This is a genomic window from Qipengyuania benthica (assembly GCF_030717865.1).
Taxonomy (GTDB): domain Bacteria; phylum Pseudomonadota; class Alphaproteobacteria; order Sphingomonadales; family Sphingomonadaceae; genus Qipengyuania; species Qipengyuania benthica.
Map to the genome: position 1 here is coordinate 297,354 of NZ_JAVAIL010000002.1, position 25,311 is coordinate 322,664.

General features: G+C 64.5%; 26 protein-coding genes. 16 read left to right on the forward strand and 10 right to left on the reverse strand.

Annotation, left to right across the window (positions count from 1 at the left end; genetic code table 11):
* Positions 1 to 3 precede the first annotated feature (3 nt).
* From Q9K01_RS06740 to Q9K01_RS06750, 3 genes are all read left to right on the forward strand, one after another.
* Positions 4 to 522: a hypothetical protein gene (locus Q9K01_RS06740; protein ID WP_305929452.1), complete on the forward strand. Its 519-nt coding sequence runs from the start codon at positions 4 to 6 to the stop codon at positions 520 to 522.
* Between the two features lie 122 nt (positions 523 to 644).
* Positions 645 to 875: a DUF4170 domain-containing protein gene (locus tag Q9K01_RS06745; protein WP_305929453.1), complete on the forward strand. Its 231-nt coding sequence runs from the start codon at positions 645 to 647 to the stop codon at positions 873 to 875.
* Between the two features lie 91 nt (positions 876 to 966).
* Complete coding sequence (locus Q9K01_RS06750; protein ID WP_305929454.1) at positions 967 to 1,395, forward strand: GNAT family N-acetyltransferase; 429 nt, start codon at positions 967 to 969, stop codon at positions 1,393 to 1,395.
* Here the strand turns inward: Q9K01_RS06750 and greA are convergent.
* The 4 genes from greA to carA form a co-directional block, all read right to left on the reverse strand.
* The gene (greA, locus tag Q9K01_RS06755; RefSeq protein WP_422785299.1) at positions 1,388 to 1,855 is read right to left on the reverse strand and encodes a transcription elongation factor GreA; all 468 of its coding nucleotides are present in this window, start codon (positions 1,853 to 1,855) and stop codon (positions 1,388 to 1,390) included. The genes Q9K01_RS06750 and greA overlap by 8 nt on opposite strands.
* Before the next feature lie 129 nt (positions 1,856 to 1,984).
* Positions 1,985 to 5,320: a carbamoyl-phosphate synthase large subunit gene (carB, locus tag Q9K01_RS06760; protein WP_305929455.1), complete on the reverse strand. Its 3,336-nt coding sequence runs from the start codon at positions 5,318 to 5,320 to the stop codon at positions 1,985 to 1,987.
* The gene (locus Q9K01_RS06765) at positions 5,321 to 5,818 is read right to left on the reverse strand and encodes a hypothetical protein (protein WP_305929456.1); all 498 of its coding nucleotides are present in this window, start codon (positions 5,816 to 5,818) and stop codon (positions 5,321 to 5,323) included. It lies immediately after the preceding gene.
* A 341-nt stretch (positions 5,819 to 6,159) separates the two neighbouring features.
* A complete protein-coding gene (gene carA / locus Q9K01_RS06770) occupies positions 6,160 to 7,335 on the reverse strand; it encodes a glutamine-hydrolyzing carbamoyl-phosphate synthase small subunit (protein ID WP_305929457.1) in 1,176 nt (391 codons plus the stop codon).
* 170 nt (positions 7,336 to 7,505) lie between these two features.
* Between carA and Q9K01_RS06775 the strand changes: the two genes are divergently transcribed.
* The 12 genes from Q9K01_RS06775 (at position 7,506) to Q9K01_RS06830 (ending at position 18,120) form a co-directional block, all read left to right on the forward strand.
* Positions 7,506 to 7,958 carry a GatB/YqeY domain-containing protein gene (locus Q9K01_RS06775; protein ID WP_305929458.1) on the forward strand — a complete coding sequence of 151 codons (453 nt, stop codon included), beginning with the start codon at positions 7,506 to 7,508 and terminating at the stop codon, positions 7,956 to 7,958.
* Positions 7,955 to 8,650, forward strand: a complete 696-nt coding sequence (locus Q9K01_RS06780) for a hypothetical protein (RefSeq protein WP_305929459.1) — start codon at positions 7,955 to 7,957, stop codon at positions 8,648 to 8,650. The genes Q9K01_RS06775 and Q9K01_RS06780 overlap by 4 nt, the downstream gene beginning before the upstream one ends.
* A gap of 52 nt (positions 8,651 to 8,702) precedes the next feature.
* Positions 8,703 to 10,565 (forward strand): DNA primase, encoded by a 1,863-nt coding sequence (gene dnaG / locus Q9K01_RS06785; RefSeq protein WP_305929460.1) that lies wholly within the window; start codon positions 8,703 to 8,705, stop codon positions 10,563 to 10,565.
* 37 nt (positions 10,566 to 10,602) lie between these two features.
* Positions 10,603 to 12,630, forward strand: a complete 2,028-nt coding sequence (gene rpoD / locus Q9K01_RS06790) for an RNA polymerase sigma factor RpoD (protein ID WP_305929461.1) — start codon at positions 10,603 to 10,605, stop codon at positions 12,628 to 12,630.
* Positions 12,631 to 12,739: 109 nt separating this feature from the next.
* Entirely contained in the window at positions 12,740 to 14,143 is a 1,404-nt protein-coding gene (locus tag Q9K01_RS06795) for a PAS domain-containing protein (RefSeq protein ID WP_305929462.1), read from the forward strand.
* Positions 14,140 to 14,562 carry a response regulator gene (locus Q9K01_RS06800; RefSeq protein ID WP_305929463.1) on the forward strand — a complete coding sequence of 141 codons (423 nt, stop codon included), beginning with the start codon at positions 14,140 to 14,142 and terminating at the stop codon, positions 14,560 to 14,562. The genes Q9K01_RS06795 and Q9K01_RS06800 overlap by 4 nt, the downstream gene beginning before the upstream one ends.
* 7 nt (positions 14,563 to 14,569) lie before the next feature.
* Positions 14,570 to 15,019, forward strand: a complete 450-nt coding sequence (rpiB, locus tag Q9K01_RS06805; protein ID WP_305929464.1) for a ribose 5-phosphate isomerase B — start codon at positions 14,570 to 14,572, stop codon at positions 15,017 to 15,019.
* Entirely contained in the window at positions 15,016 to 16,338 is a 1,323-nt protein-coding gene (glyA, locus tag Q9K01_RS06810; RefSeq protein WP_305929465.1) for a serine hydroxymethyltransferase, read from the forward strand. The genes rpiB and glyA overlap by 4 nt, the downstream gene beginning before the upstream one ends.
* A 4-nt stretch (positions 16,339 to 16,342) precedes the next feature.
* The gene (locus tag Q9K01_RS06815; RefSeq protein ID WP_305929466.1) at positions 16,343 to 16,561 is read left to right on the forward strand and encodes a hypothetical protein; all 219 of its coding nucleotides are present in this window, start codon (positions 16,343 to 16,345) and stop codon (positions 16,559 to 16,561) included.
* Positions 16,562 to 16,569: 8 nt separating this feature from the next.
* On the forward strand, positions 16,570 to 17,073 hold the full coding sequence (gene nrdR / locus Q9K01_RS06820; protein WP_305929467.1) for a transcriptional regulator NrdR: 504 nt from the start codon (positions 16,570 to 16,572) through the stop codon (positions 17,071 to 17,073).
* Positions 17,066 to 17,797 (forward strand): RNA methyltransferase, encoded by a 732-nt coding sequence (locus Q9K01_RS06825; RefSeq protein WP_305929468.1) that lies wholly within the window; start codon positions 17,066 to 17,068, stop codon positions 17,795 to 17,797. Before nrdR ends, Q9K01_RS06825 begins: the two co-directional genes overlap by 8 nt.
* Before the next feature lie 86 nt (positions 17,798 to 17,883).
* Positions 17,884 to 18,120 (forward strand): hypothetical protein, encoded by a 237-nt coding sequence (locus Q9K01_RS06830; protein WP_305929469.1) that lies wholly within the window; start codon positions 17,884 to 17,886, stop codon positions 18,118 to 18,120.
* 14 nt (positions 18,121 to 18,134) lie between these two features.
* On the opposite strand, the gene Q9K01_RS06835 is transcribed toward Q9K01_RS06830, so the two are convergent.
* Positions 18,135 to 18,452, reverse strand: coding sequence for a chorismate mutase (locus Q9K01_RS06835; RefSeq protein WP_305929470.1), 318 nt, complete (start codon positions 18,450 to 18,452; stop codon positions 18,135 to 18,137).
* 208 nt (positions 18,453 to 18,660) lie between these two features.
* Here Q9K01_RS06835 and rpsD point away from each other — a divergent pair, with 208 nt between their 5' ends.
* Positions 18,661 to 19,275: a 30S ribosomal protein S4 gene (gene rpsD, locus Q9K01_RS06840; protein ID WP_305929471.1), complete on the forward strand. Its 615-nt coding sequence runs from the start codon at positions 18,661 to 18,663 to the stop codon at positions 19,273 to 19,275.
* Positions 19,276 to 19,351: 76 nt separating this feature from the next.
* Here the strand turns inward: rpsD and Q9K01_RS06845 are convergent, their stop codons facing one another.
* The 5 genes from Q9K01_RS06845 to Q9K01_RS06865 form a co-directional block, all read right to left on the reverse strand.
* Positions 19,352 to 21,355 (reverse strand): alpha/beta hydrolase family protein, encoded by a 2,004-nt coding sequence (locus tag Q9K01_RS06845; protein WP_305929472.1) that lies wholly within the window; start codon positions 21,353 to 21,355, stop codon positions 19,352 to 19,354.
* Between the two features lie 66 nt (positions 21,356 to 21,421).
* Positions 21,422 to 22,549: a tRNA guanosine(34) transglycosylase Tgt gene (gene tgt / locus Q9K01_RS06850; RefSeq protein WP_305929473.1), complete on the reverse strand. Its 1,128-nt coding sequence runs from the start codon at positions 22,547 to 22,549 to the stop codon at positions 21,422 to 21,424.
* Positions 22,550 to 22,551: 2 nt separating this feature from the next.
* Positions 22,552 to 23,511: a DUF481 domain-containing protein gene (locus Q9K01_RS06855; RefSeq protein ID WP_305929474.1), complete on the reverse strand. Its 960-nt coding sequence runs from the start codon at positions 23,509 to 23,511 to the stop codon at positions 22,552 to 22,554.
* Positions 23,512 to 23,531: 20 nt separating this feature from the next.
* Positions 23,532 to 24,299, reverse strand: a complete 768-nt coding sequence (locus Q9K01_RS06860) for an ABC transporter permease (protein WP_305929475.1) — start codon at positions 24,297 to 24,299, stop codon at positions 23,532 to 23,534.
* Entirely contained in the window at positions 24,299 to 25,270 is a 972-nt protein-coding gene (locus Q9K01_RS06865; protein ID WP_305929476.1) for an ABC transporter ATP-binding protein, read from the reverse strand. The genes Q9K01_RS06860 and Q9K01_RS06865 overlap by 1 nt, the downstream gene beginning before the upstream one ends.
* Positions 25,271 to 25,311 lie beyond the last annotated feature (41 nt).

The following is a 25,311-nucleotide window of genomic DNA, read 5'->3' on the forward strand; positions in this document are numbered from 1 at the left end:
CCCATGAGTGAAGAGACAGGAACCAAAATCCTGACCGACCAGGAAAAGCGCGCGGAGCTGCGCGAGAAGATCGGCGCCGCCGAACAGCGCAACGAAGATCGCGGTGTTGCCGAGATCGCGCGAGACGCCGCCGATACGATCACCGGGTTTGCCCGGCGCCATCCGCTGGCGACGGTCGCCGGCGCGATCGGCCTCGGCCTCGCAATCGGCGCGATGACCCGGCCCGGTCGTCGCCTGACGCGACGTACCGGCGCGTTCGCCGCAATGGCTGCGGACACCGCGCTCGCTTACGGCCTCGATGCTTTCGACCGCGCCGGTACCGCGACCTCGGCAGCAGCGCGCGCCGGCTCGGACGGGTTGCAGGATCTCGGCGACTCGCTGAGTTCGGCAGCGCGGAGCATGCGCCGCGAGGCGGCCTATCGCGCGGATGGCGTCGGTGATGCGCTGCGCAGCACCAAACGTCGCGCCGGTCGCAAGGCTTCGCGCACGGTACGTGACCTGCGTTCGCACCTCGACCACTGATTTCCGGCCCCGTCCGGTTCTTGCCGGGCGCAATTTTCCGAGCGGCGCGACGGGCTTGCCTGTCGCGCCGCTTGCTTTATGGGCCGCGTCATTCCCCTCCCCCAGGATGAAAGCCGATCGCCATGGAAGAAACCACCGCCAAACAGCCGCTCTATCTCGTGATGGGTGGCCGCGTCGCCGATCCGCGCAGCATGGAGTTCAAGGATCCCGAGAGCATCCACGTGGCGGGCGTCTATGGCGATTACGAGGCCGCCGTCGAAGCGTGGCGCGCCAATGCGCAGCGCACGGTCGACGATGCCGAGATGAAATACGTCGTCGTCCACCTGCACAAGCTGCTCAATCCCAAGGCTTAATGCCCGAGCCAATGTTCGCCGGCCTGAACAGGTGAACTATTCGATACGGTCGTTCCGGCTAGATGATGCCGAGATGTTGGCGGAGCTTACCGTGGCCGCCATTTGGACGATCGGCGTAGGGTCCTATTCGGAAGAACAGGTGGCAGCCTGGGCCGCGTTTCACACCGAGCCCGCTCGCTTTCGTGCGCGTGCGCTGGCGGGGGCGCTGATCCTCGTTGCAGTCGACGACCGGGACAGGTCGGTCGCCCACGCGGTGCTGGAACCTGAGGGTCATCTCGATCAGCTCTACTGCCACCCCGACCATTCGCGACGAGGCTTGGCCGATCGATTGCTAGCCGCAGCGGAACAGCATGCTCGTGAAAGGGGCGTCGTTCGCCTCTACACCGAAGCGAGCGAACTCGCCCGGCCCGCATTCGAACGGGCCGGCTATGCAGTCACGCATCGGCGAGATTTCACCATCGCTTATCGCAACCGGCGCGTGCCGATCCACAATTACGCGATGGAAAAGTCGCTCAGATGAATTCGATCTTCTCGACGAGGTAGAACTTGTCGCCCGAAGGCACCGTCACCTCGACCTCGTCATCGACGCGCTTGCCGATCAGTGCGCGGCCGATTGGCGAATTGTAGGAGATGCGGCCCTTGCTTGCATCGGCCTCGACCACGCCGACGATCTGGTATTTGACCGGCTTGTCGTTCTCGTCGAGCAGCGTGACGGTCGCGCCGAACTGGATCCGGTCGCCGGTGAGGGTGGTCGGATCGATGATCTGGGCGCGGGTCACCTTGTCTTCGATGTCCGCGATATTCATCTCGATCTGGCCCTGGCGCTCCTTCGCGGCATGGTATTCCGCGTTTTCGGACAGATCGCCATGCGCGCGCGCTTCCTCGATGGCGTCGACCACGCGCGGGCGCTCTTCGCGCAGGGCCCTGAGATCGGTCATGAGCTTGTCATAACCGTCGGCGAGCATCGGTACCTTATCCATGCGGACCAGTGTCCTTCCTGTCTGTCGATCTGTTTCGGCGATCTGTTCTGGCGATTCCGGCAATTCGCGGCTGCGCCGCTCGGGGGAGCGGGTCGATCAGCGCGGAATGTCCGGAAGGGGAATTGTCAGCTAACTATAATAGTCTTGCAGCGAGCGCACTTCAAGCGCGTCGGGCTTAACTTCCGCGATCGCACGCGCCACCGCCAGCGAGGCGGCCGCAGTGGTGTAGGAAGGCACCTTGCGATCCAGCGCTGAGGCGCGGATCGATTGCGAGTCGAGCAGCGACTGCCAGCCTTCGGTGGTGTTGAAGATCAGATCGACCTCGCCGTCGATGATCGCATCGACCACATGGGGGCGCCCCTCGGCCACCTTGTTGACCCGGGTGACCGCGAGACCCTGCTCGGCCAGATAGCTCTGCGTCCCCTCGGTCGCGATGATCGCGAAGCCCTGTTCGATCAGCGTCCGGACGGCGGGGACGATCACCGGCTTGTCGCTGTCCTTGACCGAGACGAACACCGTGCCCGAGCGCGGCAGGCTCATCCCAGCGCCCATCTGCGACTTGAGGAAGGCGGCGGGGAAATCGGCATCGATCCCCATCACCTCGCCGGTGCTCTTCATCTCGGGGGTGAGGACCGGGTCGGAGCCGGGGAAGCGCGCGAAGGGGAACACCGCCTCTTTCACGCTCATATGGGCCGGGCGGATATCGAAGGGCTCGAAATTGGACAGCGGTTCGCCCGCCATGACTCGAGCGGCGATTTTGGCAACCGGGCGGCCGATCGCCTTGGCGACGAAGGGCACCGTGCGGCTCGCGCGCGGGTTGACCTCGATCAGGAACACTTCCTGGCCGTCGGGTCCGTCCTGCACCGCGAACTGGACGTTCATCAAGCCGCGCACATCGAGCGCGAGCGCCAGCTGATGCGCCTGGCGTTCCATCTCCGCAACGATCTCGTCGGAGAGACTGTAGGGCGGCAGCGTGCAGGCGCTGTCGCCCGAATGCACGCCCGCTTCCTCGATATGCTGCATCACCCCGGCGATTCGGACTTCGACTCCGTCGGATATGACATCCACATCGCATTCGATCGCGTCGCGCAGATACTGATCGACCAGCACCGGGCTGTCGCCCGAGACGTTGACTGCGGTGGCGATGTAATCGTCGAGCTGGGCTTCTGAATCGACGATTTCCATCGCCCTGCCCCCGAGCACATAGCTGGGGCGCAGCAGCACCGGATAACCGATGGTCCGCGCCACCGCCGCCGCCTCGTCGCGGCTCTTGGCGATGCCGTTATCGGGCTGCTTGAGCTTGAGCTTGTTGACCAGTCGGGCGAAGCGTTCGCGATCCTCGGCAAGGTCGATCGCGTCGGGGCTGGTGCCGAGGATCGGAATGCCCTCGCGCTCGAGCGCTGCGGCGAGCTTGAGCGGGGTCTGCCCGCCGAGCTGGACGATCACCCCGACGAGCTCGCCCGCCTGCTGCTCGACGCGCAGGATCTCGAGCACGTCTTCTTCGGTCAACGGCTCGAAATAGAGCCGGTCGGAGGTGTCGTAATCGGTCGAGACGGTCTCGGGATTGCAATTGACCATGATGGTCTCGTAGCCCGCCTCGGCCAGCGCGAAGCAGGCGTGGACGCAGCAATAGTCGAATTCGATGCCCTGCCCGATGCGGTTGGGTCCGCCGCCGAGGATGACGATCTTACGGCGGTCGGAAGGCTGCGCCTCGTCCTCGGCCACTCCGAAGCTGGGCGCCTCGTAGGTGGAATACATGTAGGGCGTGACCGCCTCGAACTCGGCGGCGCAGCTGTCGATCCGCTTGAACACCGGTTCGACGCCGAGCTTGCGGCGCAGATCGCGCACCTCGCGTTCGCTGGTGGCGCCGGCCATGGCGCGCAGAGCATCGTGGAGCAGGCCGGAGCGGCGCGCCTGGGTCTCGCCCAGCCCGCCCGCGACCCCGACCGAACGCACCGCCAGCGTGGCCAGGCGCTTGTCGGAAAAGCCCATCGCTTTGAGCCGCCGCATCTCCACTGCGTCGCGCGGCAGGCCATTGTGCGCGAGCATGCGCTCTTCATAGACGATCGCTTCGATCTGGCGCAGGAACCACGGGTCGAAGCCGGTGATGGTCTGGATTTCCTCCACCGTCAGATCCTCGCGGAAAGCCTGCGCGATCCGCAGGATGCGCTCGGGGGTGCGCTGCGACAGCGCGGCGGTGATCTTGTCCTTCGACACGCCCTCGAGTTCGGGCACGCGGTTGAACCCGTCGAGCCCGGTTTCCAGCCCGCGCAGCGCCTTCTGCATGCTTTCGGCGAAGCAGCGCCCGATCGCCATGACCTCGCCCACCGATTTCATCGCGGTCGAGAGCTCGGGCTTGGCGCCCTTGAACTTCTCGAAGGCGAAGCGGGGTATCTTGGTGACGACATAGTCGATCGTCGGCTCGAAACTCGCCGGAGTGGCGCCGGTGATCTCGTTGGTCAGCTCCTCGAGCGTGTAGCCCACCGCCAGCTTGGCGGCGATCCGCGCGATCGGGAAACCGGTCGCCTTGGACGCCAGCGCGGAGCTGCGCGAGACGCGCGGGTTCATTTCGATCACGATCAGCCGCCCGTCCGCGGGATTGACCGCGAACTGGACGTTCGAGCCGCCGGTCTCGACCCCGATCTCGCGCAGCACCGCGATGCTGGCCGAGCGCATGATCTGGTATTCCTTGTCGGTCAGCGTCAGCGCGGGCGCGACGGTGATCGAATCGCCGGTATGGACCCCCATCGGATCGACGTTCTCGATCGCGCAGACGATGATGCAATTGTCCTTTGCGTCGCGCACCACCTCCATCTCGAACTCTTTCCAGCCGAGCAGCGATTCCTCGATCAGGACCTCGTTGGTGGGAGATGCGTCGAGCCCTTCGCGGACGATCCGCTCGAACTCCGCCTTGTTGTAGGCGATGCCGCCGCCGGTCCCGCCGAGCGTGAAGCTGGGTCGGATGATAGAAGGCAGCCCGGTGCGCTCGAGCACCGCATGCGCCTCATCGACCGAGGTGGCGATGCCGCTGCGCGCGCTTTCGAGCCCGATCGCATCCATCGCCTCGCGGAACCGGTTGCGGTTCTCGGCCTTGTCGATGGCATCGGCCTTGGCGCCGATCATCTCGACGCCGTATTTCTCCAGCGTGCCATCGGCATCGAGCGCCAGCGCGCAGTTGAGCGCGGTCTGCCCGCCCATCGTCGGCAGCACCGCATCGGGCCGCTCCTTGGCGATGATCTTGGCGACGATCTCGGGGGTAATCGGCTCGATATAGGTCGCGTCGGCCATGTCCGGATCGGTCATGATCGTGGCGGGGTTGGAGTTGACCAAGACGACCCGGTAACCCTCCTCGCGCAGCGCCTTGATCGCCTGCGTGCCCGAATAGTCGAACTCGCAGGCCTGGCCGATGATGATCGGCCCGGCGCCGATGACGAGGATCGAGAAGATGTCAGTGCGTTTGGGCATTTAGAAATTGCCTCGTGAGAATGTGTATTGCCGGATGGTCACGCCTTCGCGCAACCTTTGGCAGCCGGTGCGCAGGGCCGCATCGAAGGGTCTTGCCATTGCGTCGTTGACGCGCAGGAGAACGAGATCATCGGTGCCGAACATCTCGGTGTCGCCTTCAGGGGTTCGATCGAGGAAATTCTTGAGCGCTTGATCGCTCGCTTCGCCATGGTGCACCGCCATCGAATGGCGCCCCCCTTCGATCGATCGCTTCGCGAACTGCTTCACGGCATCCGGACCCAGCGCGCTAACATCGTAAACGAAGGAAGCGCGAACGCTCTCCTCGCCCCAAATTTCGCCGCCCTCAGCCAGTCTCTCGAGACATTCGGAAACCGAAGCAGGTCGCTCCCCGCCGAACGAAACCTGTTCGCTGCGCGAGGTCTCCGCGTCGCCGCAACCGTAGAGCGCCAGCCCGGCGCCGATGACGAGGAGCGAGGAGATGTCGGTGCCTCTGGGCATTTATGATACTTTCTGCGCGAGATCTTTGATCAAGGAAACCGCCTCAGCGAATGTTATGTTGAAGACTTCAGTCGAACGACCACAGCCGAGTGTTTTTTTTAGCTTTGAGTGAACCTCTTTCTCTAAGCTATAGGCGTTTTGATGAGGTTGTTCGAAGACCTCCAATTCACCGAGACCAAGTGCTTCGATCCAAAATCGAGCTATAAAACCGCGTCCGCTAGATGCGTCGAAGGATTTGGAACTCGAACCAATTTTCGTATGGTAAGGCGGGCCGTCTGGGGCATTCAAAGCTCGTATGCAGTAAACAAACCCCGCGGGGTTCTTAGGGCTGATACGAGGCATCAAAACATCCCCACGAACTTCTCGAACAGATAGAAGCTGTCCTGCGGGCCCGGGCTCGCCTCGGGGTGGTATTGCACCCCGAAGGCGCGCTTGCCGTTGATCGCGATGCCGCAATTGGTGCCGTCGAACAGCGAGACATGGGTCTGCTCGACGCCCGCGGGCAGGCTGTCGCCATCGACCGCGAAGCCGTGGTTCATGCTGGTGATCTCGACCAGTCCCTCGCTGGCGCCCCAGCCCCCGCCGACCCGCTGGACCGGGTGGTTGGCGCCGCGGTGGCCTTGGAACATCTTGGCGGTCTTCGCCCCCGCCGCGAGCCCGAGCAGCTGGTGGCCAAGGCAAATGCCGAACAGCGGCACGTCGCGCTCGAGCAGCGCCCGGATCACCGGCACCGCATATTCGCCCGTCGCCGCCGGATCGCCCGGTCCGTTGGAGAGGAACACGCCATCGGGTTTCAGCGCGAGGATTTCCTCCAGCGTGCTGCGTGCCGGGACCACGGTCACTTTCGCACCGGCCCTGACCAGATAGCGGAAGGTGTTGTCCTTGGCGCCGTAATCGAGCGCCACGACATGCGGCCGTTCGGCCCCGCCGGTATGATAGCCATGGCCTAGTTGCCAGTGTCCGCCGCTCCAGTCCTCATGGCCCTCGCGGGTGACGCGCGGGACCAGATCGAGCCCTTCGAGCCCCGACCAGCCCGCCGCCTGCGCCTGCAGCGCCGCGATGTCGAACTGCCCGCGCGGATCGTGCGCGATCACCGCATTGGGCGCGCCATGAATGCGGATGCGGCGGGTCAGCGCGCGGGTGTCGACGCCCGAAAGCCCGATCTTGCCATGCGCGACCATCCAGTCGGCGAATTCCTGCTGGGCGCGAAAATTGGAATGCGGGGTGACTTCCTGCCGGACGATGCAGCCGACCGCGCCCAGACCGCGGCTCTCGTGATCTTCCTCGTTCGCGCCGACATTGCCGATATGCGGGAAGGTGAAGGTGACGATCTGGCTGTCGTAGGAGGGATCGGTCATCACCTCCTGATAGCCGGTCATCGCGGTGTTGAAGCAGATCTCGCCCACCGCGCTGCCGCTGGCGCCGAAGCCCTTGCCCCAGATGCAGCTCCCGTCGGCGAAGACGACGACTCCGGTGGCCCCTGGCGGTTGCGCGTGCGAAGGTGCGGGACGGGCCATGGGCGCTCCGGTGTCAGGGGTTTCGGCAATGTGTGCTAAGGCCCAGCGGCTAGAGCGCGGCGGGCGTTCCGTCAACAGGAACGCTTGGCCTTTTACGGGAACGCTTGGCTTTGCGGCCCGCCGTTCTATGTCAGCGCCGATCCATCCACTCTTAACAAGCAGCAGGCCCCATGATCCGCGACACCATCAAGACCGCCACCGTCACCTCGATGAAAGCCGGCGACAAGGAACGCACCGCAACGCTGCGGATGGTCGCCGCCAAGATCAAGGATCGCGACATCGAACTGCGCACCGCCGCCAAACAGCCCGACGATGATACGCTGGTGATCGAAGTGCTGCAGAAGATGGCCAAGCAGCGCCGCGAATCGATCCAGATGTACGAGGACGGCGGGCGCGAGGAACTGGCGGCGAAGGAACGCGACGAACTCGCGGTGATCGAGGAATTCCTGCCGCAGATGATGAGCGAGGAAGAAATGCGCGTCGCCATCGAGGAGGCCAAGGCGGCCACCGGGGCGCAAGGCATGAAGGACATGGGCAAGGTCATGGCCGAGCTCAAATCGCGCCACGGCGCCGTTCTCGACGGCGCCAAGGCGAGCGCGATGGTCAAGGCGAGCCTCGCATGAGCCGGACCCGGGTGATGCTGGGCGCGGGTGCGGCGATGTTGGCCTCGCTGGTACTGGTCGCTTGCGGCGAGAGTCCCGAAGCCGATCCGGTGGCCGTGCCGACCCCCACCGCCACGGTCGCGGCACCGCGCACGCTGCTCGCGGCGAATTATGACGAAGCGATGCTGGGCGCGAAGATCGAGGGGGCGCAGGGAACGGAGCTCGAATCGGTGCTGACCGCGCAGGGGCGCGCAATCGGACGCTTGGTGAGCTTCGTCGCCTGTCCGCGCGAGACCGCGGATTGCGACCCCGCCGCCATGCCCGAAGGGACGGTCTACACCTATGTGCATCGAGTGACGGTGGATGAAGACGTCGCGGATTTGCAGGAGACCGACCCCGCGGTGGAGGCGCCCGCGACGATCTTTCGCTCGACCCGCCGCGCAACCGGCTTCAACGGCTCGATCGGCTATTCGCGCGAGCAGGCGCAAGCCGCTCTGGGCGATGCGGACGCGATCGGCGTCACGTCCGATCAGGGAGAGCTGATCTGGCGCGTCACTTCGGGCGAAGGCTGGAAACCGGGCGCGACGATCACCTTCTGGTGGCAGTCCACCCTGCCCCCCGAGGGCCCGGCCGAGGCTTGGCAGTTCGAGACCCGCAGCATGTCCGCCAACGCATCCGCCCCCTTCCCGCCCGCCGACATGCCTGTGGAGTAATCGGCTCGGCTGTCAGCTAGCGGTCGGGGCGGAACGGCACTAGGCTGCGCCGATGGCACTTTCCCCCCAATGGCTGGACGAATTGCGGGCGCGGATTACGCTCAGCACCGTCATCGGGCGCCATGTGCGACTGCAGAAGGCAGGACGCGAGTTCAAGGCGTGCTGCCCGTTCCACGACGAGAAGACCCCCAGCTTCACCATCAACGATGCCAAGGGCTTCTATCATTGCTTCGGCTGCGGGGCGCATGGCGATGCGATCCGCTGGATGACCGACCAGCGCGGGCTCGCGTTCATGGATGCGGTCAAGGAACTGGCGGTCGAGGCGGGGATGGAGGTCCCGGCCCCCGATCCGCAATCCGCCCGCCGCGCCGAGGAGCGCGCCGGTCTGCAGGATGTCACCGCGGCGGCACAGGAATGGTTCGTCGATAATCTGCGCTCGGCCGACGGGGCGGCGGCGCGCGCCTATCTCGCCAAGCGCGGATTCTCGCCGGCGACCATGCGCGAATTCGGCTTCGGCTATGCGCCAGAAGGCCGACAGGCGCTGGGGCGCGCGCTGGCGCGGTTCGAGGAGCCGCTGCTGGTCGAGGCGGGGATGCGGATCGCGGTCGAGGAACGCGATCCCTACGATCGTTTCCGCGACCGGCTGATGCTGCCGATCCAGGATGCGCGCGGGCGGGTGATCGCCTTTGGGGGGCGGATGCTGGATGCGACGAGCAATCCCAAGGCGCCCAAATATCTCAACAGCCCCGACACGCCTTTGTTCGACAAGGGGCGCACGCTCTACAACCTCCACCGTGCCGCGCCCGCCGCGCGCCAGTCGGGGCGGATGATCGTGGTCGAGGGCTATATGGATGTGATCGCCCTCGCCGAGGCGGGGATCGGCGAGGCGGTGGCGCCGATGGGCACCGCCCTGACCGAGCAACAGCTCGAACTGCTCTGGCGTCATGTCGAGCGGCCGATCCTGTGCTTCGATGGCGATGCCGCCGGTCAGCGGGCGGCGATGCGCGCGATCGAGCGCGCGCTGCCCCTGCTGCGCCCCTCGCATTCGCTGGCGATCGTGCAATTGCCCTCCGGCCTCGATCCCGACGATCTGCTCCGCCAGGAAGGGCGGCAGGCGTTGGAGAACCTGCTCGTCGATGCTCGCAGCCTGCTCGAGACGCTGTGGCAGTTCGAGAGCGATGCTGCGCCGCTCGCCTCGCCCGAGGACAAGGCCGGGCTCAAGCAGCGTCTGCTCGACCACACCGAAGCGATCCAGGATCCCGATATCCGCGCGCTCTATCGCCGCGAACTGACCGAGCGATTCTCCGCCTTTGCCTTTCCCAAGCGCGAATGGACCCCGCGCGCACCTTGGAAGAAGGGCGGACCGCCCCGCCCCGCTCCCACGCTTGCACCGGAAGCCGCAGCACGACTGCGTCATGTCATCTCGGGCGGCGCCCGCGATTCGCTGGCGGCGGCGGTGATCGCCGGTCTGGCGCGCTTCCCCGACCAGATCGTCCGCCACGAAGAGGGCTTGAGCGATCTCGCGATGCGTGACCAAAATGTCGGTCCGGCGATCGATTTGCTGCTCGAAGCGGCGGAAGCGCTTGATTCGTCCGGCGGATCGCCCATATCGCCTATCCAAGGCCTGCCTGCCCCACCGGAAACATCTCGTTTCGCCTTCCTCGATGAAGGCACAGACCCGGTTGATGCGCGCGAGGAGCTGGCCGAAGCCGTGTCGTTGCTGGTCGAGAGACCCGCGCTCGAAGCCGCCTTGGCCGATGCCACGGCGCGTTTCGAAAGCGATCCCGAAGGCGCTTTCGCCGAGCAGCAGCGCCTGCTCAGGCGCAAGCTGGAATTCGAGGCGCGACTCGGGCAAATGGCAAGCAAGCGGGCCAGCAGGGCCCGGCAGGAATCAGACAGCCGCCCCGCCGATTGAGCGGGTGCGGCCCACAATACGGACTGACGCGACACATATGGCCAGCAAGTCGAAGACCGCCGAAAAGGAAGACGCTCCCCTGATCGACCTCAACGAGGCATCGATCAAGAAGCTCATCGCGAAGGCGAAGAAGAAGGGCTACGTCACCTATGACGAGCTCAACGATGGCCTGCCTTCGGCCGAAATGAGCCCGGACCAGATCGAGGATATCCAGACCGCCCTGAGCGAAATGGGCGTCCAGATCGTCGAGAACGACGAGGAAGCGGAAGCCGAGGCCGAGGCCGACCGCGACGACGAGGTCGAGGAAATCGCCACCACCGGCGACAAGAAGGACCCCAAGAAGCCCACCACCAACGTCACCAAGAAACTCGCCGTGGGCGAACGTACCGACGATCCGGTGCGCATGTACCTGCGCGAGATGGGCGCGGTCGAACTGCTCAGCCGCGAGGGCGAAATCGCCATCGCCAAGCGGATCGAGGCGGGGCGCGACATGATGATCATGGGTCTGTGCGAAAGCCCGATCACCTTCCACGCGATCATCCACTGGTCCGAAGCGCTCAACTCCGAGGAAATGCAGCTGCGCGAGATCCTCGATCTCGACGCCATGCTCTCCAAGGAGCCCCCGGCCGACAAGATGGCCGAGGATTCCGAGGATGACGACGACGGCGAGATCTCCGAGGAAACCGCCGGCCCCACCATCCGCGAAGACGACGAGGACGAGGACGACGACAGCGATTCCGAGGACGAGGACGGCGAGGAAGGCTCGGCCAAGAAGGACGACGACGAGGAAGAGGACAACACCATGTCCCTTGCTCAGATGGAAGCCGCGCTCAAGCCCGACGCCATCGAACGCTTCGCCCGCATCAAGGATCTGTTCAAGAAATTCGAGAAGCTCCAGGGCGAGCGCGTCGACCTGCTCGCTCGCGGCGAGGATTTCCCTGCCGCCAAGGAAAGGAAATACGAGGCGCTGCGCGAGCAGCTCACCGCCGAGGTCGAGAGCGTCCAGTTCCACGCCAACAAGATCGAATTTCTGGTCGACAATCTCTATGCCTTCAACCGTCGCCTGACCGCGCTGGGCGGGCAGATGCTGCGCTTGGCCGAGCGCCACAAGGTCAAGCGGGTCGATTTCCTCGATGCCTATATCGGCAATGAGATGGACGACGACTGGCTGACCTCGCGGGTCAAGAAGGACAAGAAGTGGGCGGCCTTCGCCGAAAAGGAAGCCGATGCGATCGATCGCATCCGCACCGAGATCAGCGATATCGCCAGCCAGACCGGAATGGCGCTCCCCGAGTTCCGCCGCATCGTCAACATGGTGCAGAAGGGCGAGCGCGAGGCGCGCATCGCCAAGAAGGAAATGGTCGAGGCCAATCTGCGCCTCGTTATTTCCATCGCCAAGAAATACACCAATCGCGGGCTTCAGTTCCTCGACCTGATCCAGGAGGGCAATATCGGCCTGATGAAGGCGGTCGACAAATTCGAATACCGCCGCGGCTACAAGTTCAGCACCTATGCCACCTGGTGGATCCGTCAGGCGATCACTCGCAGTATTGCTGATCAGGCAAGAACCATCCGCATCCCGGTCCACATGATCGAGACGATCAACAAGCTGGTCCGCACTTCTCGCCAGTTCCTCCACGAGGAAGGCCGCGAACCGACACCGGAAGAGATGGCCGCGCGGCTTTCAATGCCGCTCGAGAAGGTCCGCAAGGTGATGAAGATCGCGAAGGAGCCGATCTCCCTCGAAACGCCGATCGGCGACGAGGAGGATTCGCATCTGGGCGATTTCATCGAGGACAAGAACGCGATCATCCCGGTGGATGCCGCGATCCAGGCGAACCTCAAGGAAACCGTCACCCGCGTCCTCGCCAGCCTCACTCCCCGCGAGGAACGCGTGCTGCGGATGCGCTTCGGCATCGGCATGAACACCGATCATACGCTGGAAGAGGTCGGGCAGCAGTTCTCGGTCACCCGCGAACGCATCCGTCAGATCGAGGCCAAGGCACTGCGCAAGCTCAAGCACCCCAGCCGCAGCCGGAAGATGCGCAGCTTCCTCGACCAGTAGGTTGGCGCGGATCGACGAAGGCAGATTGGTGCAGACCTCAGAAGGGCAACCACCTGTGGGTCCGGCCAGCCGACGGGCGGCCGGATGTCCAGGCCTCGACTTCGAAGCTTTGTTCGAACGGTCGCCCAATCCCTATGTGGTGCTCGATCGCGATCTCGTGATCGTATGGATGAACGATTCCTATCTGCAGACCACTGGCCGGACCCGCGCGGAAATCCTCGGGCGCCCTATGTTCGATGCTTTCCCGAGCGCGCCGGCCTCGGAAAGCAACCGTCAGCTCCGCTCCTCCTTCGAACGGGTCCTTGACAGCGGCGAGACCGACGAGATCGCACATATCCGTTACGATATCGAGCAGGCCGACGGGACGATGGTGGAACGCTACTGGAGCGCGACGCACACGCCTCTGAAGGACGATGCCGGCACCGTAACCCACATCCTCCAGCACACAGTCGATATCAGCGAGCTGCACGAGCTGCGCGGGATGCGCGAGGAAATGCGGGTGTTCGAACGCGCGCAGCAGGTCGAAACGCGCAATCGCGACCTTTCCGAAGAAACGCGCAAACTGCGCAATCTGCTTGAGAACACGCCCGGCTTCACTGCGGTCCTGCTGGGTCCCGAACTGCGTTTCGCAATGGCCAATGCGGCCTATCGGCGGCTGACCGGCAACCGCCGGCTGGTGGGCTTGACCGTCGAACAGGCCCTGCCCGAGGTCGTCGAGCAGGGCTTCGTCGAGATTCTCGAGGAAGTGTATCGCACCGGCGAACCCTATTTCGGACGACAGGAAGAATTGTTCCTGCAGATGCAGCCGGGGGCCGAGCCCGAACAGGTCTATCTGGAATTCGTCTATCAGCCGATCCTTGACGGCGAGCGGCAGGTCACCGGAGTTTTCGTTCAAGGCCACGACGTGACCGAGGAGGTGGAGGCGGCGCAGCGTCAGTCGCTCCTGATCCACGAACTCAACCACCGCGTCAAGAACACGCTCGCGATCGTCCAGGGCCTCGCGCAACAGTCCTTCGGGCTCGAAGAAGGAAACCGGGCTGGCCGCGATGCCTTTGCGGCGCGGCTGGGTGCCCTGTCTGCGGCGCACAATCTGCTGACGTCGTGCAATTGGGAATCGGCAGAAGTGCGCAGCCTGATCGAAGGATCGCTCGCCGCGGCGCTTGGCGATACCGCGCTCCGCTGTGCGCTCAAGGGTCCCGATCTCGTGCTTCGCCCCCAACAAGCGGTAGCGCTGGCGATGATCGTTCACGAACTGGCCACCAATGCACTGAAATACGGCGCTTTGTCGGTCCCCGAAGGACGGGTCGCAATCGAGTGGATCGCGCTGGCCGGGGATGACCCGATCTCGATTGCGCTGGACTGGACGGAATCCGGCGGTCCGCCGGTCGATCGTCCCGAGAGGAAGGGCTTCGGGAGCCGGTTGATCCAGAGCGGGTTGGGCGGGCGCAGAGGCTCGGTTTCGATCGATTACGAGCGTAGCGGACTGCATTGTCGCATCGAGGGAGAGATATGATCGAAGCCGGAAACACGATTCTCTTGCTGGAGGACGAGGCAATCATCGCCTTCGCGCTCGAGGACATGCTCGTTGCCGACGGCGCTAAGGTGCTGATGGTTGGGTCCGTGACAGAGGCGGCGGCCTCGATCGAGCAGGGCGGGATCGATTTCGCCGTGCTCGACGTCAACGTCCATGGCGAGAAGAGCTATGGCGTCGGAGAGCTATTGGGAAGGCTCGGCATCCCCTTCGTTTTCGCGACAGGTTATGGGGACGCGTCGCACCCGCACGAGTTCGGCCATATACCCACGGTTTCGAAACCCTACACGCACCAGCAGATCAGATCGGCGATGGCTGAAGCGCGGCTTGCTGTCGGGGGCGCGCTTCCCGGGCGAAAACGCGCTTTGCGGGGTGGAGAGAATCGCCCCGCTGACCTATGAGGCCGCCATGCGTATCGCCATTGCCTCCGACCATGCCGCGCTCGACCTCAAGGCCGCATTGCGCGACTGGCTGATCGAAGAGGGACACGAGGTCGCCGATCTTGGTCCCGACACAACCGACAGCGTCGATTATCCCGATTTCGGCTATCGCCTCGCGGAGGTCGTTGCCGATGGCACGGCGCAGCGCGGCATCGCGCTATGCGGGTCGGGGATCGGAATCTCGATCGCGATTAATCGCCATCCCGCTCTGCGGTGCGCACTGGTTTCAGAGCCGCTGTCGGCAAAGCTGGCCCGTGAGCACAATGACGCCAATTGCCTCGCGCTGGGCGCGCGGCTCACGGGCATCGACATGGCCAAGGCCTGTGCCGCGGCCTTTCTCGACACCGAGTTCGCCGGCGGCCGCCACCAGCGCCGCGTCGACAAGCTTTCCGCACCCCAGATCGAGGACCGCTCATGAGCACCCAGCCCGCTCCCGCCCCCCCCACCGACGCATCCCCGATGGACGGCTTCTGGCACGACACTCTGGCCCAGGCGGATCCGCAGATTCACGAGGCGATCCGCAACGAACTGGCGCGCCAGCAGGACAAGATCGAGCTGATTGCGAGCGAGAACATCGCCAGTCGAGCGGTGCTCGAGGCGACCGGCAGCGTCTTCACCAACAAATATGCCGAAGGCTATCCGGGCAAGCGCTATTACGGCGGCTGCGACTATGCCGATGTCGTCGAGACGCTGGCGATCGACCGCGCAAAGGAATTGTTCGGCTGCCAGTTCGCCAACGTCCAGCCCAACAGCGGCAGCCAGATGAACCAGGCGGTGTTCCTCGCGCTGCTCGAACCGGGCGACACCTTCATGGGGCTCGATCTCAATTCGGGCGGCCATCTCACCCACGGCTCGCCGGTCAATATGAGCGGCAAATGGTTCAACCCGGTCTCCTACGGCGTGCGCCAGGATGACGAGTTGATCGACATGGATGCGGTCGCCGCGACCGCGCGCGAGCACCGCCCCAAGCTGATCATCGCCGGCGGCACCGCCTATTCGCGCGTGTGGGACTGGCAGCGCTTCCGCGCAATCGCCGACGAGGTCGGCGCCTATCTGCTGGTCGACATGAGCCACATCTCGGGCCTGGTCGCGGGCGGCGCGCACCCCAACCCGGTTCCTCACGCACATGTCGTCACCACCACGACCCACAAGAGCCTGCGCGGTCCGCGCTCGGGCGTTATCCTGTGGAACGACGAGGCGCTCACCAAGCCGATCGACATGGCGGTGTTCCCGGGAATGCAGGGCGGCCCGCTGATGCATGTCGTCGCCGCCAAGGCGGTGGCTTTTCGCGAAGCCTTGCGGCCCGAATTCGCCGATTACGCCCAGCGCGTGGTCGACAACGCCCGCGCGCTGGCGGCCAGCCTCGAAGAGCACGGCCTGCGCGTGGTTTCCGGCGGGACCGACAATCATTCGATGCTGGTCGATCTCAGCGCCAAGGATGTCACCGGCAAGGCGGCCGAAGCCGGGCTCGACCGCGCATGGCTCACCTGCAACAAGAACGGCATCCCCTTCGACACGCGCAGCCCCTTCGTCACCAGCGGCGTGCGTCTCGGCAGCCCAGCCGGAACCACGCGCGGTTTCGGCACGGAGGAATTCCGCACGATCGGCAAATTGATCGCCGAAGTCGTCGATGGGCTTGCCAGCAGCGGTCCCGAGGGCGATGAACGCGTGGAGGAAAGCGTGCGCAGCCGGGTGAGTAAACTGTGCCGGGCTTTCCCAGTCTATCCAGGGATGTAGCACTATGAGCGAACACAATCCGAACGATCCCAACTGGGTCGATGATGCGAAGGCCGAGATTTCCGGCATGGCGAAGGACGGGATGAGCCATCCTTCCACCAAGCCGGTGCTGGCGGGAGCCGCAATCGGCGCGCTGGCCGGCGCATTGCTGCCGGTGGTGAGCCTGCCCTTGGGTCTCGTCGCGGGTGCGGGGTTCGCATTCTACAACAGGATCAAGAAGTAACCTCCTGAATGCGCTGCCCGTTTTGTGCCCATGACGACAGTCAGGTTAAGGATTCGCGTCCTGCCGAGGACAATGCCGCAATCCGCCGGCGGCGGCAGTGTTCGCATTGCGGCGCCCGTTTCACCACATTCGAACGCGTGCAATTGCGCGAGGTGACGGTGGTGAAGTCGGGCAGCGATGGCGAGGCTGCACGGCGCGAGCCGTTCGAGCGGCGCAAACTCGAGCAGTCGATCAGCCTCGCCTGTCGCAAGCGCGATGTCGCGCCCGAACGCATCGACCAGCTCGTCTCGGGCATCCAGCGCCAGGTCGAAACCGCCGGAGAGGCCGAAATCCCATCCAACCGCATCGGCGAGATGGTTATGGACGGGCTGCGCCAGATCGACAGCGTCGCCTATATCCGCTTCGCCAGCGTCTATCGCGATTTCAGCGAAGCGCGCGATTTCGAGGAATTCGCCAGCACGGTGCAGAACGCCGCGCCCGCAAAACTGTCGGGCGGAATTGCGAGTGACTGACGCGCAGGGGTTGCAGCCCCCCGCCATCGTCCTCGTCCGGCCGCAGCTGGGCGAAAACATCGGCAAGGCGGCGCGGGCGATGCTCAATTTTGGCCTTACCGAGATGCGCCTCGTCGCGCCGCGCGATGGTTGGCCCAATCCCAGCGCCGGGCCAGCGGCGGCGGGCGCGGATTGCGTTCTGGCCGAGGCGCAGCTGTTCGATACCGTCGCGGAAGCGGTGGCGGATTGCGCGCATGTCTATGCCACCACGGTGCGCAAGCGCGGGATCACCAAGCCGGTGGTCACGCCCAAGGAAGCGGCGGGCACGATCGCGACCGCGCCGGGTAAGAGCGCGCTGCTGTTCGGCCCCGAACGCTCGGGCCTGGATATCCAGGACGTCGGTTTTTCGCGGGCAATCATCACCGTTCCGATCAATCCGGAATTCGGCTCGCTCAACCTGGCGCAGGCGGTGATAATATGCGCCTATGAATGGTCCAAGACCCGCAGCCTTACCCAGCCCACGCGCGAGGAAATCCTGCCCCCGGCCCCGCAGGAGGAGCTCGACGGGCTGATCGGGCACCTGGAGTCGATGCTCGAGCCCAAGGGCTATTTCCAACCCGAAATCCGCGAGCAAGTGACGCGAACCACGCTGCGCAATGTACTCACCAAGCCGGGCTGGAATCATCTCGAGGTGAGGACTTTGCGCGGAGTTCTCACCACGCTTGCGCGAAAGCGGCGCGATTGATTGAGCCGGGTCGCACAATTCGCTGGCGGTGCGGTCCCATGCCGGTTAGCCGCCGGTAATCACACCGGAATTGCCAAGGACCCATTATGCGCAACCTTTTCTCCTCGCTTGCACTCGCGCTCGTACTGACCGGAGCTCCCGCATCCGCGGCAGAGCCCGCGCAGAAGGAAGTCCAGGGCGAAAAGAAACCGGAAGCGGCGCCCCAGCAGGCTTCCGAAGCAAAGCAGATTTGCCGTCGGGTGGCCATCCAGACCGGCAGCCGTCAGCGCGAAAGGGTGTGCATGACCAGCGAGCAATGGCGCGAATTCAATCGCGGGAATTGAGAGGGCCGGAGGGCTCAGCCGGCCTCTCTGATCCGGTCCCACTCGAGCGCTTCATAGGCGATGGAGCTTTCGACCAGGCGGTCCCAGATTTCCGCCAGCTGGTCGGCAGGAAGTCCACGCGCCTCGGCATCGGTGCGCGCATTGGCGATCACCTCGGCCTTGCGCGCCTCGTCGCGAACCGCGCCGCGATCCTGCTTGATCCGCGCGGCGGCGCGCATGTAGCCGTAGCGACGGTCGAGCATCTCCATCAGCGCGCGATCGGTGGCATCGACGCCGGCGCGCACCTCGCGCATGTCGTTGCAGTCTTCCGGGCGTTTGGTATCGCTGGTCATGGCGAGGCGCACTGCCGTTCGCTCCCCCATTTGTCGAGTGCCGATCTCGCATCTTGACCCGCAGCGCAGGCCTGCTAAGGCGCGCGCTTCGCGAATTGGCTCCGCACCCCGGTGAAGCGGCGGCCGCGCTGGAGAATAGCTCCAGCGGTGCGATACCGGGTTCAAGCGCCACCATCGGGGTGGCGACAGCAAATCGAAGGAAAGACTTATGTCGAAGCGCAAGAGCGCCAAGCACAAACTCGACCGCCGGATGGGCGAAAACATCTGGGGTCGTCCGAATTCCCCGGTCAACAAGCGCTCCTACGGCCCCGGTCAGCATGGCCAGCGCCGCAAGAGCAAGGTCAGCGATTTCGGCCTGCAGCTGCGCGCCAAGCAGAAGCTCAAGGGCTACTATGGCGACGTGACCGAGAAGCAGTTCAAGCGCACCTATTCGGACGCGACGCGGATGAAGGGCGACACGGGCCAGAACCTGATCGGCCTCCTCGAGCGCCGCCTGGACATGATCGTCTATCGCGCCAAATTCGCCCCGACCGTTTGGTCGGCCCGGCAGATCGTCAATCACGGTCACATCTATGTGAACGGCGTGAAGTGCAACATCCCCTCGCGCCGCTGCGACGTGGGCGATGTCATCAGCTTGGGCACCAAGGCCAAGGACATGGCGCTGATCATCGAAGCGCAGAGCCTGCCCGAGCGCGACATCCCCGACTACGTCGCGCCCGACGGCACCGAGAAGGTGACCTTCACCCGCGTGCCCAAGCTCGACGAAGTGCCCTATCCGGTGACGATGGAACCCAATCTGGTCGTCGAGTTCTACTCGCGCTGATCGGCGAGCACCGACTTCAAAGAAAAGGCGGCCCGCAGGGGCCGCCTTTTTTGTTGGTGGCGAATGGGCCGAGCGCTCAATCGCCCAGTCGGCTGCCCAGGAAAATATCGATCTGCTCGAGCATATCGGCGCGTGCACTACTGTCCGAAAGCGAGTGGTCGAGACCATCGAACTCGACGTATTGCACCGGCTTGCCAGCGCTTTTGAGGCGTTTTTCCATCAGCCGCGACTGGCCCACTGCGACGTTCTGATCGAGCGTCCCGTGAAACAGCATCACGGGCGCGGCGAACCTATCCGCATGCTCGGCCGGGCTGCCGGCCCGCACATGCGGGCCGCGACCGATGAAAGCGTCGACGAGAGCGGAACTGGTATAGGGGCGGGCATCGTCGCGCAATTGCTCGAGGTCGGTCACCGGAGCGATCGCCACCACGGCCTGGTATAGCGACGGATCGAGCACTTGCGATTGCAGGGCCGCGTAACCCCCATAGGACCAGCCCACGACGGCCAGACGGTCGGGATCGGCGATCCCCTCTGCGACCAGCCAGCGTCCGGCATCGTTGACGTCGCCGATGGCGGTTTCCCAAGCCTGAAAGCCGTTCCGTCCGAACCACGCGCTTCCATAGCCGCTGGAACCGCGATAATTGGGCTGCAGAACGGCGTAGCCACGCGCGACGAAGAACTGCACCAGCCAGTCGAAGCCCCATTCGTTGCGCGCGCTCGGTCCACCGTGCGGGAGGACGATCGCGGGGAGATTCTTTCCGTCCGAACCGGGCGGCAATGTCAGATAGCCCGGAATTTGCGTACCATCCGCCGCGGGAAAGGAGGTGGGCGTCATCGTGCCCATCGTCCGATCCTGGAGATGCTGGCGCACCGGCATCACCTCGCTCAATTCGCGGCTGGCGCGATCGTAAAGATAGACCATCCCGGGATCGACGTCGCTCGATGCCACTATCAGCAGGCGGCTCTCATCCGCATTGGCACCGACGATGTTGATCAGGGGCTTGCCGGGCAGCGCAGCCTGCAACTGCGCAGCGAATGTCTTCAACTCGGCATCGAAATATTCGACCGCCCGCTTCTCGGTGGCATAACTCGCGCCCACCACCCGGCGTTGGCGCCCGATGCGAATCAGGCGATCCACGTCTACGTCGTCGCGCGCCATTACGATGCTGGGTTCGCCGACGCCATCGAGCGGCACTTCGACTACGCCCGTGTATCCCTCGACGGTGTCGAACCCGAAAGCCGCGTTGCGTCGCGAATCGATCGCGACGGGGATGAAGCCCGCCGCGCTCTGCGCGTCGAGAGTCACCTCGGAAAGCAGGTTCCACTTGGATTCGCCCGGGTCGCGATAATAGAAAAACTGCTTGTCGCCCAGATTGGCGCCGACGCCTTTGGGATGACGCACCTTCATCCGCAGCGCGCCCGTATCATCGGCTATATAGTCGACCGCATCGCTATCCGGGTTCTCCAATTTCTTGCGGCGGCCGTTGATAACATTGACTTCTTCCACGCCGAGCCCGCTCGCTTCGTTGGCGAGACGGGTACCGATCGTCCGCTCCGGAACGAATTCCTTCGTCATCAGGACGGTGTCGTCTTCGCCCGGGACATCGAGCGCGAGAACGCTGCCGCCGTCCTGTCGATAGCCCAGCGCACGCATATTGTTGGGGGGTGTGAGCAGCACTGGCTCGGATCCATCCGGGCCGACCGCGAAAACCCGAGAGAACCCGATCAGCACCCCCGAACCTTCGCTGACGCTGTCGATCATGCAAACCAGACGTTGATCGGTAGCCCAGTCGCATCGCGTCAAATCCGCGCGTTGCTCGCTGTTGGTGAGGATCGGTTCGATCGTGCCATCTCCGGCGAGATCGATCACGTTGAGGATTTCGCTCCCTTGTGGACCGGGCTCGATGAAGGCGATCTTCTGGCCCGAAGGAGAGAGGCTGATTTGCTGCACCGTCTGGCGGATCCCGAAACGCGCCGCAGTCTCCTCCAGAGTTTCGGCCGCAACCGGCGCAGGAAAGCTCCCGACGACGGCCACCGCGATGACAGACGCTGCTGTAGCTAGAGAAAAGCGCAAATTCATGGAAAAGACCCCCCCGATTTCAATCTCCAGGGCAGTCTACCGGCGCGCGAAGAAGGCGCAAGCCTTTCAGGTCTTGCAATAATTCCGCCGGAAATCATCCGCAAAGCCGGCGAAACGAGCTGCACCGATCGCATCGCGCATTGCCTGCATCAGCTGCTGGTAAAAAGCGATGTTGTGTTCGGTCATCAGCATCGCGCCGAGGATTTCGCCGGCTTTGATCAGATGGTGGAGATAGGCGCGCGAGTAGGTGGCGCAGGTGTCGCAGGCGCAGCGCGAATCCAGGGGCTCCAGATCCTCGGCGAAGCGCGCGTTGCGCAAATTGATCGGCCCGTTCCAGGTAAAGGCCTGGCCGTTGCGGCCCGAACGGCTCGGCAGCACGCAGTCGAACATGTCGATCCCGCGTTCGACCGCGCCGACCAGATCGTCGGGCTTGCCGACCCCCATGAGATAACGCGGCGCGTCCTCGGGCAATTGATCGGGCGCGAAATCGAGCGTGGCGAACATCGCCTCCTGCCCCTCGCCCACCGCCAGTCCGCCGATGGCGTAGCCGTCGAAGCCGATTTCGCGCAGCGCTGCGGCGGAGCGGGCGCGGAGGCCCTCGTCGAGCGCACCCTGCTGGATACCGAACAATGCGGCGCGCGCCGCGTGATCGCCGCCGGTGTCGAAGGCGTCGCGGCTGCGCTTCGCCCAGCGCATCGACATTTCCATGCTCGCCTCGATCTCGGCGAACGGGCGATCGGCGCGCGGACATTCGTCGAAGGCCATGACGATGTCGGATCCCAGCAGCCGCTGGATTTCCATCGAGCGTTCGGGGGTCAGCATGTGCTTCGAGCCATCGAGATGGCTGCGGAACTCGACGCCTTCCTCGGTGAGCTTGTTGAGCTCGGACAGGCTCATCACCTGATAGCCGCCGCTGTCGGTCAGGATCGGGCGCTGCCAGTTCATGAAAGAGTGGAGCCCACCAAGTCGCGCCATCCGCTCTGCACCGGGGCGCAGCATCAGATGATAAGTGTTGCCCAGGATGATGTCGGCACCGGTCTTGCGCACGGCTTCGGGCTTCATCGCCTTGACCGTCGCCGCGGTTCCGACGGGCATGAAGGCGGGCGTGCGGATCTCACCGCGCAACATTGCGATGCGACCGGTGCGCGCCTTGCCGTCGGTGGCGTCGATGCGGAAGGAGAACCGTTCGGTCATGGTCAGAACCCGTAGATGATGGTGGCGCGCGTCAGCGTGTCCGTGGTGACGTTGCCGATGGGAGGATTGCTGTCGTAGTCCACCTGATAGGACAGTCGCGCGCGCAGACTGTCGGTGACCCGGAAATCCAGCCCGGTGATCAGATTGAGGGTGGTGCCGGCGGCATCGAACACCGCCACCGCCTGACCGCCGGTCTCGGCGAGTGCGTTGACATCCTGCGTGAGCGTCAGCCGCTCGAGAATCCGCCAGTCGAAATCGACCCCCACCAGTCCGGCGATGCGGCTCTCGCTGCTGCCGTCGGTGGATTGGGTGACCCGGAAGGCGGGCCCCGCCTTGACGGAGAGCGAGAGGTCACCGTTGTCGACGATGTTGTATCCCAGCCCGCCCGAGATCGCATAGCGACCGGTATAGCCCTGGATCCGGTCGCGCTCGAATTGCGCCAGTCCGTAGGCGAACACGTCCTCGCCGAATTGCCAGCGCGGCTCGTAGGCAAAGAGAAAGTTCTCGCGGCTGGTGACGCCGTTCTGACGCTGATAATCCGCCCGGGCACGCACCCGGTGCGTCCAGTCTATGCCCTTGCGCACGAGCGATAGCGAGGCCGTGAGGCCGGCCGTTTCGCTGTTGCCGCTCGACTGGAAACCGCCCAGCTCGCCTTCGCCGCTCCAAAGGTCGAACGCACTCGCAGTGCGGATTTTCTCTTCATGCTGCGCGGCGGCAAGCGCATCGCGCTCGGCCTTGGCCGCTGCCCATTCGGCTTCGATCGCGGCGATATCTTCCGCCTTCTCGGGAAAGGCACTGCGCGCGAGTTCGAGCGCGGTGGCGACCTTGGCCGCATCGCCCGTGGCGCGCGCAGCCTCGATCATCTTGCTCACTCCTTGCGGAAGTTCGCCCCGGGCAGGCGAGGCGAGCAGCGCGACCGACGCCATCGCCGGAAGGAGAAAATGCCGTGCGTTCAGAGTCATGACCCGGTGGGCCTAGCCAATCAGGCGCGCAGTCGCCAGCCCGTCTTGAAGATGGTGGCGATGATGGCGATGCAGGTCGCGAGGAAGCCCAGCGTGATCGCGAAACTGATCCAGATGTCGACATCCGCGCTGCCGTAGAACGTCCAGCGCAAGCCGCTGACCAGATAGACGATCGGATTGAACAGCGCGATCGTGTCCCAGGGCTGAGGCAACATCTCGATCGAGTAGAAAGTTCCGCCGAGGAAGGTCAGCGGGGTGAGGAACAGCAGCGGGATGATCCCCAGCTTCTCGAAATTGTCGGCCCAGACCCCGAGGATGAAGCCGAATAGGCTGAAACTCGCCGCAACCAGGATGATGTAGACGAAGGCCAGCACCGGATGCGCGATCGAGTAATCGACGAACAGCCGCGCGGTCAGCAAGATGATCGCGGCCAGGATCAGGCTCTTGACCGCCGCCGCCCCGACGAAGCCCGCCAAGGTCTCACCCACCCCGACCGGGGCCGACAGCAGTTCGTAAATCGTGCCGGTAAACCGCGGCATGTAGATGCCGAAGCTGGCGTTGCTGGTGGTCTCCCCCAGCAGCGTCAGCATCAGCAGGCCGGGGATGATGAAGGCGCCGTAATCCACGCCGCCGAGATCGGGCATGCGGCCGCCGATCGCCGCGCCGAAGACGATGAAATAAAGCGATGTGGTGAGCACCGGGGCGATGATCGACTGAAAGGCGGTGCGAAACGCGCGCATGATCTCGCGGATGAAGATCGACCAGGCCGAACGGGCACTGAAATGCATCAGACGGCTTCCCTCTCGACCTTGGTTTGCTGCGGCACGTCGTTCTCGCCCAGCACCGAGACGAAGATGTCCTCGAGGCTGCTTTCGCGCACGTCGATCCCGACATAGTCGATTCCGGCGCCGGTCAGCGCCTTGGTCAGCGCGGCGACTTCCTGCTTGCCCTTGCCGGTCCCGTCGCCGCCGCGATAGCACAGGCCGAGCCCGTCCTGCTCGATCTCGATCGGGAAATGCGCGAGCGCCGGCGGGATCGCGGCCATCGGCTCCGCCAGCGCGATATGCGCCTCCGTCCTTCCAAGCCGCGCCATCATCTTGGCCTTCTCGTCGACCATCAGCAGGCGGCCGTTGCGGATCACTCCGACGCGGTCGGCCATTTCCTCGGCTTCCTCGATGTAGTGGGTGGTGAGGATCACGGTGACCCCGCGCCCGCGCATCTCGTCGATCAGCTGCCACATGCCCTTGCGCAATTCGACGTCGACGCCCGCGGTGGGCTCGTCGAGAAACAGCAAATCCGGGTCGTGCGCCAGCGCCTTTGCGATCAGCACCCGGCGCTTCATCCCGCCCGAGAGCGCCATGATCCGCTCGTCGCGCTTGTCCCACAGGCTGAGCGAACGCAGGATCTCCTCGATCCGCTCGGGGTTGGGCGGGAGGCCGAACAACCCACGCGAGAAGGCTACCGCGCGGCGCACGGGTTCGAACATGTCGGTGGCAAGTTCCTGAGGCACCAGCCCGATCCGCTTGCGGGCCTGGCGCCAGTCGCGCGCAAGATCGTGACCGAATGCGCGGATCGTGCCGGAGCTTGGTGTGACCATCCCGCAGACCGCGCCGATCAGCGTGGTCTTGCCCGCTCCATTCGGCCCAAGCAGCGCGAATATCTCGCCCTTGTTGATGGTGAGATCGACGTTGTCGAGCGCTCGCAGCCCGCCGGGATAGACCTTGGTCAGGCCGGTGAGCTCGAGAATGGGTTCGGACATGGCGTGCAAGTGTGCCCGCCGGGACAGGATTGCAAGCAGCG

Coding starts and splice junctions, on each gene's coding strand:
- Q9K01_RS06740 (WP_305929452.1), top strand. CDS start 4: ATGAGTGAAGAGACAGGAACCAAAATCCTGACCGACCAGGAAAAGCGC.
- Q9K01_RS06745 (WP_305929453.1), top strand. CDS start 645: ATGGAAGAAACCACCGCCAAACAGCCGCTCTATCTCGTGATGGGTGGC.
- greA (WP_422785299.1), bottom strand. CDS start 1,855: ATGGATAAGGTACCGATGCTCGCCGACGGTTATGACAAGCTCATGACC.
- carB (WP_305929455.1), bottom strand. CDS start 5,320: ATGCCCAAACGCACTGACATCTTCTCGATCCTCGTCATCGGCGCCGGG.
- Q9K01_RS06765 (WP_305929456.1), bottom strand. CDS start 5,818: ATGCCCAGAGGCACCGACATCTCCTCGCTCCTCGTCATCGGCGCCGGG.
- carA (WP_305929457.1), bottom strand. CDS start 7,335: ATGGCCCGTCCCGCACCTTCGCACGCGCAACCGCCAGGGGCCACCGGA.
- Q9K01_RS06775 (WP_305929458.1), top strand. CDS start 7,506: ATGATCCGCGACACCATCAAGACCGCCACCGTCACCTCGATGAAAGCC.
- Q9K01_RS06780 (WP_305929459.1), top strand. CDS start 7,955: ATGAGCCGGACCCGGGTGATGCTGGGCGCGGGTGCGGCGATGTTGGCC.
- dnaG (WP_305929460.1), top strand. CDS start 8,703: ATGGCACTTTCCCCCCAATGGCTGGACGAATTGCGGGCGCGGATTACG.
- rpoD (WP_305929461.1), top strand. CDS start 10,603: ATGGCCAGCAAGTCGAAGACCGCCGAAAAGGAAGACGCTCCCCTGATC.
- Q9K01_RS06800 (WP_305929463.1), top strand. CDS start 14,140: ATGATCGAAGCCGGAAACACGATTCTCTTGCTGGAGGACGAGGCAATC.
- rpiB (WP_305929464.1), top strand. CDS start 14,570: ATGCGTATCGCCATTGCCTCCGACCATGCCGCGCTCGACCTCAAGGCC.
- glyA (WP_305929465.1), top strand. CDS start 15,016: ATGAGCACCCAGCCCGCTCCCGCCCCCCCCACCGACGCATCCCCGATG.
- Q9K01_RS06815 (WP_305929466.1), top strand. CDS start 16,343: ATGAGCGAACACAATCCGAACGATCCCAACTGGGTCGATGATGCGAAG.
- nrdR (WP_305929467.1), top strand. CDS start 16,570: ATGCGCTGCCCGTTTTGTGCCCATGACGACAGTCAGGTTAAGGATTCG.
- Q9K01_RS06830 (WP_305929469.1), top strand. CDS start 17,884: ATGCGCAACCTTTTCTCCTCGCTTGCACTCGCGCTCGTACTGACCGGA.
- Q9K01_RS06835 (WP_305929470.1), bottom strand. CDS start 18,452: ATGACCAGCGATACCAAACGCCCGGAAGACTGCAACGACATGCGCGAG.
- rpsD (WP_305929471.1), top strand. CDS start 18,661: ATGTCGAAGCGCAAGAGCGCCAAGCACAAACTCGACCGCCGGATGGGC.
- Q9K01_RS06845 (WP_305929472.1), bottom strand. CDS start 21,355: ATGAATTTGCGCTTTTCTCTAGCTACAGCAGCGTCTGTCATCGCGGTG.
- tgt (WP_305929473.1), bottom strand. CDS start 22,549: ATGACCGAACGGTTCTCCTTCCGCATCGACGCCACCGACGGCAAGGCG.
- Q9K01_RS06855 (WP_305929474.1), bottom strand. CDS start 23,511: ATGACTCTGAACGCACGGCATTTTCTCCTTCCGGCGATGGCGTCGGTC.
- Q9K01_RS06860 (WP_305929475.1), bottom strand. CDS start 24,299: ATGCATTTCAGTGCCCGTTCGGCCTGGTCGATCTTCATCCGCGAGATC.
- Q9K01_RS06865 (WP_305929476.1), bottom strand. CDS start 25,270: ATGTCCGAACCCATTCTCGAGCTCACCGGCCTGACCAAGGTCTATCCC.